This is a genomic window from Serratia sp. X10 (genome assembly GCF_017811775.1).
In the GTDB taxonomy this organism is placed as follows: domain Bacteria; phylum Pseudomonadota; class Gammaproteobacteria; order Enterobacterales; family Enterobacteriaceae; genus Serratia; species Serratia ureilytica.
In genome coordinates this window covers 1-12,401 of record NZ_JAEIOH010000012.1, presented here as the reverse complement: position 1 = coordinate 12,401, position 12,401 = coordinate 1, and the positions used below count along the sequence as shown (strand labels likewise).

Genomic DNA, 12,401 nt, shown 5'->3' with positions numbered 1-12,401 from the left:
CTCACCCATGGCCACCCCTGCTCCCGCCAAGCGCGGCAAGAAGCCCCGCGCAGCAGCCCCCGCCGCCAGTGCGGCGACCGGTCAGGTACAATCGTTGACCCGTGGCCTGAAACTGTTGGAATACATTTCGGAAGCCCAGGGCAACGTGGCCCTGACCGATCTGGCCCAGCAGGCCGGCCTGCCGAACTCCACCACTCACCGCCTGCTCACCACCATGCAGCAGCAGGGATTCGTGCGCCAGGTCGGCGATCTCGGCCTGTGGACCATCGGCTCGCACGCCTTTGTGGTCGGCAGCAGCTTCCTGCAAAGCCGCAACCTGCTGGCGATGGTGCATCCGACGCTGCGCCGCCTGATGGAAGAGTCGGGTGAAACGGTCAACCTGGCGGTGCTGGATACCAGCGAGTACCAGGCAATCATCATCGATCAGGTGCAGTGCACGGCGCTGATGCGCATGTCTGCGCCGATCGGCGGCAAACTGCCGATGCACGCCTCCGGCGCCGGCAAAGCGTTCCTCGCCACCCTGCCGGACGATCAGGTGACCAAACTGCTGCACAAGAAAGGCATGCACACCTACACGCCGCATACCCTGACGCCGCACAACCTGAAAGAGGGGCTGGCGCAGATCCGCAAACAGGGCTTCTCCTTTGACGACGAAGAGCACGCGCTCGGCCTGCGCTGCGTGGCGGCCTGCATCTTCGACGAGCACCGCGAAGCCTTCGCCGCCATTTCCATCTCCGGCCCGGTGTCGCGCATCACCGACGATCGCGTGATCGAGCTGGGCGCGCTGGTGATCCACGCGGCGAAAGAGATCAGCCTGGCCTACGGCGGCGTGCGCTAATCCTGCTCATCCGAGGGGCGCCCCAGTGCGCCCCTGCTCCCCTGCCATGCTCTGTTGTCAGCATGTAACAGGCTGTCGGCATCCTGTTTAGCGCACAGGAAAAAAGCTTGAAGCCGATCACAGTTAACGATCCTCACGGCGAAAGCCCATTGCAACCGCTCAAACTTCCTTCGACAATGTTACCGATAACATGTTACCGGTAACAATCAAACTGAACGAAGGTAACGTCACCCGGTGTTTTGGAGCCAAGCCATGACCAACAATCAAAATCGCATTTACGTCGTTATGGGCGTTTCCGGCAGCGGCAAGTCCGCCGTCGCCGCCGCCGCGGCCCGCCAACTCTCCGCCGGCTTCCTCGACGGCGACTTCCTGCACCCGCGCAGCAACATCCTGAAGATGGCCGCCGGCGAGGCGTTGAACGACGACGATCGCGCGCCGTGGCTGGCCGCGCTCAACGACGCCGCCTTCGCCATGCAACGCACCAACAACGTGTCGATCATCGTCTGCTCGGCGTTGAAAAAGCAGTATCGCGACCGCCTGCGCGCCGGCAACGGCAACCTGTCATTCATCTATCTGCACGGCGAGTTCCCGGTGATCGAATCCCGCCTGGCGGCGCGCAACGGGCACTTCTTCAAGCCGCAGATGCTGGTCACCCAGTTCGCCGCGCTGGAGCAACCGGGCGCCGACGAGAACGACGTGATGGCGATCGACATCAATCAGCCGCTGGACGCGGTGATCGCCGATACCGTCCGCCATATCCAGAGCTTCCTGCCGCAGGACGTGTGCGCGTGAGTACCGTAACGCTGGTCGGTACCGCAGTCGGCTCGGTTTTACTGCTGTTATTCCTGGTGATGAAGGCGCGCATGCACGCCTTCGTCGCGCTGATGCTGGTGTCCATCGCCGCCGGCATTTTCTCCGGCATGCCGCTGGAACACATCGCCGACACCATGCAAAAAGGCATGGGCGACACGCTGGGCTTCCTGGCGATCGTGGTGGCGCTCGGGGCGATGTTCGGCAAGATCCTGCATGAGGTCGGCGCGCTCGACCAAATTGCGGCGCAATTGCTGAAACGATTCGGACAAAGCAAGGCGCACTACGCGCTCGGCATCGCCGGGCTGATCTGCGCGCTGCCGCTGTTCTTCGACGTGGCGGTGGTGCTGCTGATCGGCATCGTGTTCGCCGTGGCGCGCCGCACCGACGGCAATATCGTCAAGCTGGCCATCCCGCTGTTCGCCGGCGTGGCCGCCGCCGCTTCCTTCCTGCTGCCGGGGCCGGTGCCGATGCTGCTGGCGTCGCAGATGAAGGCCGATTTCGGCTGGATGATCGCCATCGGCCTGGTGGCGGCGGTGATCGGCATGCTGATCGCCGGCCCGCTGTACGGCAGCTTTATCAGCCGTTTCGTCAACTGGCCGATGCCACCGGAAGAGAATGAGCCGACGCTGACCAAGGGCAATCTGCCGTCGTTCGGCTTCAGCCTGGCGCTGGTGCTATGCCCGCTGGTGCTGGTCGGCATGAAAACCATCGGCGCGCGGCTGGTCACCCCCGGTTCGCAACTGCAGCAGTGGCTGGAGTTTATCGGCCACCCGTTCACCGCCATCCTGCTGGCCTGCCTGATCGTGATTTACGGTCTGGCGAAGCCGCGCGGCATGAGCAACGAACAGACGCTGGCCATCTGCTCCGCTGCGGTGCAGCCGGCCGGGATCATCCTGCTGATGACCGGCGCCGGCGGGGTGTTCAAGCAGATCCTGGTGGATTCCGGCGTGGGGCCGGCGCTGGGTGACGCCATGATCGGCGCCGGCCTGCCGATCGCCGTGGCCGCCTTCGCGCTGTCCGCCATGGTGCGGGTGATTCAGGGCTCGGCCACCGTCGCCTGCCTGACCACCGTCGGTCTGGTGCTGCCGGTCACCAGTCAGCTCGGGCTCAGCGGCGGGCAACTGGCCGCGCTGGCCATCTGCATCGCCGGCGGCTCCATCGTGCTGAGCCACGTCAACGACGCCGGCTTCTGGCTGTTCGGCAAATTCACCGGCGCCAACGAACTGCAAACGCTGAAAACCTGGACGGTGATGGAAACCATTCTGGGCAGCGTCGGCGGCGTCATCGGCATGATTGCATTCACGATGTTTTAAATCCACATCGCCCCCGGCCTTGCACACCAGGGCTGCAAATCACCCCCGGGGGCACCGCCACAGGCGGCGACTATAACAACAGCAATGTGAGGAAGGCATGATTAATCCAACCTTGTCCCGTGTCACACAGCGCATCATCGACCGTTCCCAGGCCAGCCGCGCCGCCTATCTGGCGCGTATCGAGGCGGCCCGCTCCCAAACCGTCCACCGCGCGCAGCTCGCCTGCGGCAACCTGGCCCACGGCTTCGCCGCCTGTCAGCCCGATGACAAGGCGTCGCTGAAAAACATGGTGCGCAGCGATATCGCCATCATCACCGCTTACAACGACATGCTGTCGGCCCACCAGCCCTACGAACACTACCCAGAGCGGCTGAAGCAGGCGCTGAAGGCGGTCGGCGCCGTGGGCCAGGTGGCCGGCGGCGTGCCGGCGATGTGCGACGGCGTGACGCAGGGGCAGGACGGCATGGAACTGTCGCTGATGAGCCGCGACGTGATCGCCATGTCGGCCGCCGTCGGCCTGTCGCACAATATGTTCGACGGCGCGCTGTTCCTCGGCATCTGCGACAAGATCGTGCCGGGGCTGGTGATGGCTGCCCTCTCCTTCGGCCACCTGCCCGCGCTGTTCGTGCCGGCCGGCCCGATGAGCAGCGGCCTGCCGAACAAGGAAAAAGTGCGCGTGCGCCAGCTGTACGCCGAGGGCAAGGCCGACCGTTTGGCGCTGCTGGAGGCCGAGGCGGCCTCTTATCACGGCATCGGTACCTGCACCTTCTACGGCACCGCCAACACCAACCAGATGGTGATGGAAGTGATGGGTCTGCATCTGCCGGGAGCCTCCTTCGTCCATCCGGACACGCCGCTGCGCGACGCGCTGAACGACGCCGCCGCGCGCCAGGTGACCCGACTGACCGATACCGCCGGCAACTACCTGCCGATCGGCCGCCTGGTGGACGAGAAAGTGGTGGTGAACGGCATCGTCTCGCTGCTGGCCACCGGCGGCTCCACCAACCTGACCATGCATCTGGTGGCGATGGCGCGGGCGGCGGGCATCATCATCACCTGGGACGATTTCTCGGAGCTGTCGGAGGCGGTGCCGCTGCTGTGCCGCATCTACCCGAACGGCCCGGCCGACATCAACCAATTCCAGGCCGCCGGCGGCGTGCCGCTGGTGGTGCGCGAGCTGCTGCAACACGGCCTGCTGCACGAAGACGTGCATACCGTGGCCGGTTTCGGCCTGCGCCGCTACACCCAAGAACCGTGGCTGGATAACGGCCAACTGGTGTGGCGCGAAGGCGTGGCCGGCTCGCTCGACGCCAGCGTGATCGCCAGCGTGGCCCAGCCGTTCGAACATCACGGCGGCACCAAAGTGATGGCCGGCAATCTGGGCCGCGCGGTGATGAAAACCTCGGCGGTGCCCGCCGATAACCAGATCATCGAAGCGCCGGCGGTGGTGTTCGACAGCCAGCACGACATCGTGCCGGCGTTCGAAGCCGGCAAGCTGGATCGCGATTGCGTGGTGGTGGTGCGCTTCCAGGGGCCGCAGGCCAACGGCATGCCGGAGCTGCACAAGCTGATGCCGCCGCTGGGCGTGCTGATGGATCGCGGCTTCAAAGTGGCGCTGGTGACCGACGGCCGCCTGTCCGGCGCCTCCGGCAAGGTGCCTTCCGCCATTCACGTCACCCCGGAAGCCTATACCGGCGGCCTGCTGGCGAAAGTGCGCGACGGCGATCCGATCCGCGTCAACGGCCGCAGCGGCGAGCTGCAGGTGCTGGTCGACGCCGACGAACTGGCGCGGCGCACGCCATGCCAACCCGATCTGAGCGCGGAACACATCGGCTGCGGCCGCGAGCTGTTCGGCGCGCTGCGCAGCCAGCTGTCAGGCGCCGAGCAGGGCGCCTGCTGCATCAAATTTTAATCGATAGCCTGGCCGCATCGCCGCCTGGCGGCGGCCACAGAGGAGAACGTCAGCATGAACAAGTGGACAACAAGCGCCGAGCAGATCCTGACGGCGGGGCCGGTGGTGCCGGTCATCGTGATCAACAAGCTGGAACATGCGGTGCCGTTGGCGAAAGCGCTGGTCGCCGGCGGCGTGCGGGTGCTGGAGGTGACGCTGCGCACCGCCTGCGCCATGGACGCCATTCGCGCCATCGCCCAAGAAGTGCCGGAAGCGATCATCGGCGCCGGTACGGTGATCAATCCGCAGCAGCTGCGGGAAGTGACCGAAGCCGGTGCGCAGTTCGCCATCAGCCCAGGCCTGACCGACGAGCTGCTCAAAGCCGCCACCGCCGGTTCCATTCCCTTGATCCCGGGCATCAGCACCGTTTCCGAACTGATGCAGGGCATGGATTACGGCCTACGCGAGTTTAAATTCTTCCCGGCGGAAGCCAACGGCGGCGTAAAAGCGCTGCAGGCGATCGGCGGCCCGTTCCCGCAGGTGCGTTTCTGCCCGACCGGCGGCATCTCGCCGGACAATTACCGCAGCTATCTGGCGCTGAAAAGCGTGCTGTGCATCGGCGGCTCCTGGCTGGTGCCGGCGGACGCGCTCGAAAGCGGCGACTACGCGCGCATCACTGAACTGGCACGCGCCGCCGTGGCGGGCGCCCAGGCCTGATTTACATCGCAGCGGTGGCGGCCGGCAGCGCCGCCCCGCTGCGCTGGCTGAACCGCTGCTTCTTGCGATAAGCGAACACGTCTTCCACATGCCCCTCGCGGATGCGCTGCTGCAACCCGCGCCAATACTCCGCGGTAAACAGATCGCTGTGCAGCTCTTCAAACACCTGCCGAATGCGCCGATCGCCGCACAGGAAGTGGCGGAACTCTTCCGGGAACACATCGTTGGGCGCGATGCTGTACCACGGCTCGCTGGCCAGCTCGTCCTCCGGATAACGCGGCGGCGGAATGTCGCGGAAGTTGACCTCGGTCATGTAGCAAATCTCGTCGTAGTCGTAGAACACCACACGCCCGTGGCGCGTCACGCCGAAGTTCTTGAACAGCATGTCGCCGGGGAAAATATTGGCGGCGGCCAACTGCTTGATCGCGTTGCCGTACTCTTCAATCGCATCGCGCATCTGCTGGTCGTTGGCCTGCTCCAGATACAGGTTCAGCGGCGTCATGCGCCGTTCCATATACAGATGTTTGATCACGATGCGATCGCCGAGATCTTCCAGCTTGCCCAGCACTTCGCGCCGCAGCTCTTCCAGCAGTTCCGGGCTGAGGCGCGCCTTGTCGACGACGAAATTTTCGTACTCCTGGGTATCCGCCATGCGCCCGACGCGATCGTGCTCTTTCACCAGCTGATAGCAAGCCATCACCTGCGCCTGCGTCACCTCTTTCTGCGGGGCGAATTCGTCTTTGATCACTTTGAACACCCGATCGAAGGACGGCAGGGTGAACACCAGCATCACCATGCCCTTCACCCCCGGCGCGATGATGAACTGCTCCTGCGACTGCGCCATAAAGGTCAGGTATTCGCGATAGCATTCGGTTTTGCCATGCTTCTGGCAGCCGATCGCCATGTACAGCTCGGCGGTGGTCTTGCCCGGCAGGATCTCGCGCAGCCACTCCACCATCGCCGCCGGCAGCGGCGCGTAGACCATAAAATAAGAGCGGGCGAAGCCGAAAACGATGCTGGCCTCCGCCTTGCCGGTCAGGCAGGCGTCGATAAACAGCGCGCCCGATTCGCTGTGGTGGATCGGCAACAGGAACGGGTAAACGCCGTCGGCCAGGCGCAGCTTGCCAACCAGCCAGGCGGCCTTGTTGCGATAGAACAGTTCGTTGGCGATCTGAAAGGTCGCGCCCGCCAGCTGCTGTGCGCTGAAGGTGCGTTGCAGCGCTTGCGTGATATAGCGGATATCGCGCGTCAAATCCTCCCACGGCAGCCGCAGCGGCAGATCGCTCAGCAGGCTGCGCAGCATCGCCGGCAGATCGCCATGGGGAGTGAAATCGCGCGCCAGCGGACGCGGAATGTCGCGAAAACGCCGTTCCGGCTGCGAACTGAAGACGAACAGCTTGTCCGGCGTCAGATCGCGATGCTTGAACAGCCGGCAATAGACCGAGTTGAAGAAGCTTTCGGCGATCTCAAAACGCGGGTAGTCCGGCAGCAGATCGATATAGACCGCTTTGACCCGGCTGGGGAAGTCGGCGTCGAAATATTTCTGCCCGGTGATGCATTTAAGCTGCTCCACCACCAGACCGACGTGATGGTCGTACAGATGGATGCGCTTTTTCATCGCCTGCTGCACCGCCGGCCAATCCGCCTGCTCAAAGCGCTGCTGCGCGCCAGCGGTCACTTCCAGAAAGCGGCCGTACTGCGCATCGAAGCCCTGCAGGATCGTCTGTGCGATCAACAACTCCAGTTTTGCCGCCATCCTTACCCCCGCCAGAAAAAGAAGCCTGCGCATGCAGGCTCCGGGTGAAACGTCTTCAAGCTTGCCGCATCAGAACTGCTGTTCTTCCGTCGAACCGGTCAGCGCGGTGACCGAAGAGGCGCCGCCCTGAATGATGGTAGTGACCTTGTCGAAGTAGCCGGTGCCCACCTCTTGCTGGTGCGACGCGAAGGTGTAACCGCGCTCCACCGCGGCGAACTCCGCCTGCTGCACCTTCTCGACGTAGTGTTTCATCCCTTCGCCCTGCGCATAGGCGTGCGCCAGGTCGAACATGTTGAACCACATGCTGTGGATGCCCGCCAGCGTGATGAACTGATACTTGTAGCCCATGTCCGACAGCGCCTGCTGGAAGCGGGCGATGGTCTGGTCGTCGAGGTTCTTCTTCCAGTTGAACGACGGCGAGCAGTTGTAGGCCAGCAGCTTGCCAGGGTATTTGGCGTGGATGGCGTCGGCGAAGCGCTGGGCGGCATCCAGATCCGGCGTTGAGGTTTCGCACCACACCATATCGGCGTAAGGGGCATAAGCCAGGCCGCGGCTGATCGCCTGTTCGACGCCGGCATGGGTGCGGAAGAAGCCTTCCGCCGTACGCTCGCCGGTGACGAAGGCGCTGTCATACGGATCGCAGTCAGAGGTCAGCAGGTCGGCCGCATCGGCGTCGGTACGGGCGATCACCAGCGTCGGCACGCCGAGCACGTCGGCCGCCAGGCGCGCGGCGACCAGTTTCTGGATCGCTTCTTGCGTCGGCACCAGCACTTTGCCGCCCATATGGCCGCATTTCTTCACCGCCGCCAGCTGATCTTCGAAGTGCACCCCGGCGGCCCCGGCGGTAATCATCGCTTTCATCAGCTCAAAGGCGTTCAACACGCCGCCGAAGCCGGCTTCCGCATCGGCGACGATCGGCAGGAAATAATCGGTGTACCCTTTGCTGCCCGGCTCAATCTGGTTCGCCCATTGGATCTGATCGGCGCGGCGGAAGGTGTTGTTGATGCGCTCGACCACCTTCGGCACCGAGTCCACCGGATACAGCGATTGGTCAGGGTACATGGCCGCCGCGCTGTTGGCGTCGGCCGCCACCTGCCAGCCGGACAGGTAGATGGCCTCGACGCCGGCTTTGGCCTGCTGCAGCGCCTGGCCGCCGGTCAGCGCGCCCAGGCAGTTCACGTAGCCTTTGCGCGACTTGCCGTTCAGCAACGCCCACAGTTTGGCGGCGCCGTTTTGCGCCAGGGTGCATTCCGGGTTGACCGAACCGCGCAGGTTGATCACGTCTTCAGCGCTGTAAGGGCGGGTAATGCCTTCCCAACGGGCCGATTTCCATTCCTGTTCCAGCTGCTGGATCTGTTGAGAGCGAGAGGTAGACATAATTTTTATCCTTTCAGTCATGTAGGGTTGATTGGGAAAGTTCAGGCCAGCAGCTCATAGCCGGGCAACGTCAGGAAATCGATTAATTCATCTTGCGTGGTGATGCGCTCCATCAGGCGCGCCGCCTCTTCGAACCGGCCGGCGTTAAAGCGCGCTTCCCCTACTTCTTCACGCACCACCAACATCTCTTCTTGCAGCATCTGGCGGAACAGCGCCTTGGTGACCGGGCGCCCGTCGTTCAGGCTCTTCTCGTGGTGGATCCACTGCCAGATAGACGTACGGGAGATCTCCGCCGTCGCCGCATCTTCCATCAATCCGTAAATCGGCACGCAGCCGTTGCCGGAGATCCAGGCTTCGATGTACTGCACCGCCACGCGGATATTGGCGCGCATCCCCGCTTCGGTGCGTTCGCCGTCGCACGGCTCCAGCAGTTGCGCGGCGCTGATCGGCGCATCCTGCTCACGCAGCACGTCCAGCTGGTTCTGGCGATCGCCCAATGCGTTGCCGAACACCTCCATCACCGTGTCCGCCAAGCCCGGGTGCGCCACCCAGGTGCCGTCGTGGCCATTGTTGGCCTCCAGCTCTTTGTCCGCCCGCACCTTGTTCAGCACCCAGGCGTTTTTTTCGGCGTCTTTGCTCGGGATAAACGCCGCCATGCCGCCCATGGCGAACGCGCCGCGCTTATGACAGGTTTTGATCAACAGGCGCGAATAGGCGCTGAGGAAAGGTTTTTCCATGGTCACCGACTGACGGTCCGGCAGCACGCGATCGCCGTGGTTCTTCAGCGTTTTGATGTAGCTGAAGATGTAATCCCAACGGCCGCAGTTCAGACCGACGATGTGATCGCGCAGGTGATACAGGATCTCGTCCATCTGGAACACCGCCGGCAAGGTTTCGATCAGCACGGTCGCCTTGATGGTGCCGCGCGGCAGATCGAAACGATCCTCGGTAAAGCTGAAGACATCGCTCCACCAGGCCGCTTCCTCCCAGGACTGGGTTTTCGGCAGATAGAAATACGGGCCGCTGCCCTTGGCCAACAGCTGGCGATAGTTGTGGTAGAAGTACAGCGCGAAATCGAACAGGCCGCCGGGAATGGCCTCATCACGCCACAGCACGTGCTTCTCCGGCAGATGCAGACCGCGTACGCGAGCGATCAATACCGCCGGGTTCGGTTTCAGCTGGTAGATTTTGCCGGCTTCATTGGTGTAGGAGATGGTGCCGTTAACCGCATCATGCAGGTTGATTTGGCCGTCGATGACTTTGTCCCAGCTTGGCGCCAGCGAATCTTCGAAGTCGGCCATAAACACTTTTACGTTGGCGTTCAGCGCATTGATCACCATCTTGCGCTCGACCGGCCCGGTGATCTCTACCCTGCGGTCACGCAGGTCTTGCGGAATGCCGCGGATCTGCCAACTGCCTTCACGAATGGAAGCAGTTTCCGAAATAAATCCCGGCAGTTCACCGCGATCGATATTTTGTTGCCAGCGGACACGCGCCGCCAGCAGCTCGTTGCGCCGCGGCGTGAATTTAGCCACCAGGTCCGCCAGGAATTCAACCGCTTCATCCGTTAACACCTGGCGCTCCGCTGCGGCGAAACCCTGCGTAAACCTTAACTCCGTGCCTGCTATCTGTTGCGTCATGACCTTGCTCCTTCCCATCGTTGCGCCCGAGCGACCGGCGCATTTTCATCAGAAATCACTGTGGATCAGGGCGGATGAAACGATCCTAAACTGGTCAGATCTCATCCCGATAGCGTTAAGAATACCCAACAAAAAATAAAAATCAAAAACCATTTCCATTTTATTATTAAATATTTTATTAACACTTCATTATCAATTGGTTAGGGAAAATAACACGGTCAACAGGTAAGGAAATCGGTTCCAATAGAATTGCAAAGACGAGCTAACGCCTTGTTAGGTAATGATTTTTTGGGAGAATTGACGGGTAAAAAGAGGATCGTGCAGAGGATGAGCAGTGCGGCGGCCTCGATTCAGCCGCCGGCAGGCAGAAAAGATCAGTCGAGAGTCGGATTCATATGGCGCAGATCGTAAGGCGTGATCTGGTAGACGTAATAGTTGAGCCAATTGGAAAACAGCAGGTGGCCATGGCTGCGCCAGGTGGCTTTCGGTATCAGTGCGGGGTTGTCATCGGGGAAGTAGTTGAGCGGTACGGCAGGATCGAGGCCAGCTTCGTTGTCGCGACAATACTCTCCCGCCAGCGTCATTGTATCGTATTCCGGATGGCCGGTGACGAACGCCAGGCGCTTATCCCTGCTGGCGAACAGGTAGGCGCCGGCCTGCTCGGATTCGGCCAGGATGTCCAGGTCGGTATATTGGCGAATCACCTCGGTCGGGAAATCGGCATAGCGTGAATGCGGCGCCAGGAAGCTTTCGTCGAAGCCGCGCGTCAGCAACGCATGCTGCTGCAGCGTTTGGTGCGGATAAACCCCAGAGAGCTTCACTTCGCGCGTCATCTTGGGAATACCGTACAGGATGTTCAACGCCGCTTGTACCGCCCAGCACACGAACAGGGTGGAAGTGACGTGGTTCTTGGCCCAGTCGATCACCCGTTCGATCTGCGGCCAGTAGGCAACATCGCAGAAATCGACCAGCCCCAGCGGTGCACCAGTGACGATCAAACCATCGAAGTTCTCGTTCTGGATATCCTCGAAGTCGCAGTAGAAGTTGTTCAGATGCTCCGCCGGCGTATTCTTCGATTCGCGGCTGTCGATACGCAGCAGCTGGATATCAATCTGCAGCGGCGAGTTGGAAAGCAGGCGCAAAAACTGGTTTTCCGTTTCGATCTTCTTTGGCATCAGGTTGAGGATCAGCACTTTCAGCGGCCTGATTTCCTGTGTTTTTGCCCGCGAGGATGTCATCACGAAGACATTCTCACCGCGCAAGAAATTGACCGCAGGTAACTCATCAGGAACACGAATCGGCATTGCTTAATCCTCACACATCCATTTATACGTTTAGACTTCTAGATGCCCGAAGATAGCGTTTTTTTCCGTCGATGTCGAGCATTCGGCGGAAAGGTGAAAATGTTTCATTGCGCGAGCTGCGTCAGGATCTTCGCAGGGAGGATGAGAGGCACTGAAAGCAAAAAGGCCATCCTTTCGGATGGCCTCTTGGCTTATTTGATGCTTGGCAGTGTCCTACAGTATTCGTCTCATCCTGAGACTCTCCCCTGCGGGGCCGCCGCAAGCGGCGTTAAGGCCCGTTCCCGACGGGCCTTTCGCATGGCCATGCTCGAGCAGAACGCCAGATATCAGAAAAAACAAAAAGCCCCATGCTTTCGCATGAGGCTTGTTGTTTTATTTGATGCTTGGCAGTGTCCTACTCTCGCATGGGGAGACCCCACACTACCATCGGCGCTACGGCGTTTCACTTCTGAGTTCGGCATGGGGTCAGGTGGGACCACCGCGCTATTGCCGCCAAGCAAATTCTTTTTTCTGCCGAACTTCTAAACCCACTTTAAATAAAGTGGTGCTGATACCCAGAGTCGAACTGGGGACCTCACCCTTACCAAGGGTGCGCTCTACCAACTGAGCCATATCAGCACGCTTAATTTGATGCCTGGCAGTGTCCTACTCTCGCATGGGGAGACCCCACACTACCATCGGCGCTACGGCGTTTCACTTCTGAGTTCGGCATGGGGTCAGGTGGGACCACCGCGCTATTGCCGCCAGGCAAA

Annotated in this window: 9 protein-coding genes, 1 tRNA gene and 2 rRNA genes; 5 read left to right on the top strand and 7 right to left on the bottom strand. The window is 61.6% G+C overall.

The genetic code is table 11. The features are described 5' to 3' along the window. Positions 1-7 precede the first annotated feature (7 nt). The 5 genes from iclR (at position 8) to J9788_RS24140 (ending at position 5,572) form a co-directional block, all read left to right on the top strand. A complete protein-coding gene (gene iclR, locus J9788_RS24160; RefSeq protein ID WP_004936648.1) occupies positions 8-838 on the top strand; it encodes a glyoxylate bypass operon transcriptional repressor IclR in 831 nt (276 codons plus the stop codon). A 252-nt stretch (positions 839-1,090) separates the two neighbouring features. Continuing rightward, positions 1,091-1,630 (top strand): gluconokinase, encoded by a 540-nt coding sequence (gntK, locus tag J9788_RS24155; protein ID WP_004936645.1) that lies wholly within the window; start codon positions 1,091-1,093, stop codon positions 1,628-1,630. After that, complete coding sequence (gene gntU / locus J9788_RS24150) at positions 1,627-2,964, top strand: gluconate transporter (RefSeq protein ID WP_046897204.1); 1,338 nt, start codon at positions 1,627-1,629, stop codon at positions 2,962-2,964. Before gntK ends, gntU begins: the two co-directional genes overlap by 4 nt. A 97-nt stretch (positions 2,965-3,061) precedes the next feature. Beyond that, entirely contained in the window at positions 3,062-4,876 is a 1,815-nt protein-coding gene (edd, locus tag J9788_RS24145; RefSeq protein WP_182265774.1) for a phosphogluconate dehydratase, read from the top strand. Between the two features lie 54 nt (positions 4,877-4,930). Next, on the top strand, positions 4,931-5,572 hold the full coding sequence (locus J9788_RS24140; protein ID WP_025304481.1) for a bifunctional 4-hydroxy-2-oxoglutarate aldolase/2-dehydro-3-deoxy-phosphogluconate aldolase: 642 nt from the start codon (positions 4,931-4,933) through the stop codon (positions 5,570-5,572). 1 nt (position 5,573) lies between these two features. Here the strand turns inward: J9788_RS24140 and aceK are convergent, their stop codons facing one another. The 7 genes from aceK to rrf (J9788_RS24105) all read right to left on the bottom strand — a co-directional run bounded on the left by aceK (position 5,574) and on the right by rrf (J9788_RS24105) (position 12,397). Beyond that, on the bottom strand, positions 5,574-7,328 hold the full coding sequence (gene aceK / locus J9788_RS24135; RefSeq protein ID WP_182265773.1) for a bifunctional isocitrate dehydrogenase kinase/phosphatase: 1,755 nt from the start codon (positions 7,326-7,328) through the stop codon (positions 5,574-5,576). Between the two features lie 69 nt (positions 7,329-7,397). Then, positions 7,398-8,705 carry an isocitrate lyase gene (gene aceA, locus J9788_RS24130; RefSeq protein ID WP_182265772.1) on the bottom strand — a complete coding sequence of 436 codons (1,308 nt, stop codon included), beginning with the start codon at positions 8,703-8,705 and terminating at the stop codon, positions 7,398-7,400. Between the two features lie 41 nt (positions 8,706-8,746). Then, positions 8,747-10,345 carry a malate synthase A gene (gene aceB / locus J9788_RS24125; RefSeq protein ID WP_182265771.1) on the bottom strand — a complete coding sequence of 533 codons (1,599 nt, stop codon included), beginning with the start codon at positions 10,343-10,345 and terminating at the stop codon, positions 8,747-8,749. 374 nt (positions 10,346-10,719) lie between these two features. After that, on the bottom strand, positions 10,720-11,649 hold the full coding sequence (metA, locus tag J9788_RS24120; protein WP_025304485.1) for a homoserine O-succinyltransferase: 930 nt from the start codon (positions 11,647-11,649) through the stop codon (positions 10,720-10,722). Between the two features lie 381 nt (positions 11,650-12,030). Next, positions 12,031-12,146, bottom strand: a 5S ribosomal RNA gene (gene rrf / locus J9788_RS24115). A gap of 45 nt (positions 12,147-12,191) precedes the next feature. Further along, positions 12,192-12,267, bottom strand: a tRNA-Thr gene (locus J9788_RS24110). 14 nt (positions 12,268-12,281) lie between these two features. Next, positions 12,282-12,397: ribosomal RNA gene (gene rrf, locus J9788_RS24105) — 5S ribosomal RNA — on the bottom strand. Positions 12,398-12,401: the final 4 nt, after the last annotated feature.

Coding starts and splice junctions, on each gene's coding strand:
- iclR (WP_004936648.1), top strand. CDS start 8: ATGGCCACCCCTGCTCCCGCCAAGCGCGGCAAGAAGCCCCGCGCAGCA.
- gntK (WP_004936645.1), top strand. CDS start 1,091: ATGACCAACAATCAAAATCGCATTTACGTCGTTATGGGCGTTTCCGGC.
- edd (WP_182265774.1), top strand. CDS start 3,062: ATGATTAATCCAACCTTGTCCCGTGTCACACAGCGCATCATCGACCGT.
- J9788_RS24140 (WP_025304481.1), top strand. CDS start 4,931: ATGAACAAGTGGACAACAAGCGCCGAGCAGATCCTGACGGCGGGGCCG.
- aceK (WP_182265773.1), bottom strand. CDS start 7,328: ATGGCGGCAAAACTGGAGTTGTTGATCGCACAGACGATCCTGCAGGGC.
- aceA (WP_182265772.1), bottom strand. CDS start 8,705: ATGTCTACCTCTCGCTCTCAACAGATCCAGCAGCTGGAACAGGAATGG.
- aceB (WP_182265771.1), bottom strand. CDS start 10,345: ATGACGCAACAGATAGCAGGCACGGAGTTAAGGTTTACGCAGGGTTTC.
- metA (WP_025304485.1), bottom strand. CDS start 11,649: ATGCCGATTCGTGTTCCTGATGAGTTACCTGCGGTCAATTTCTTGCGC.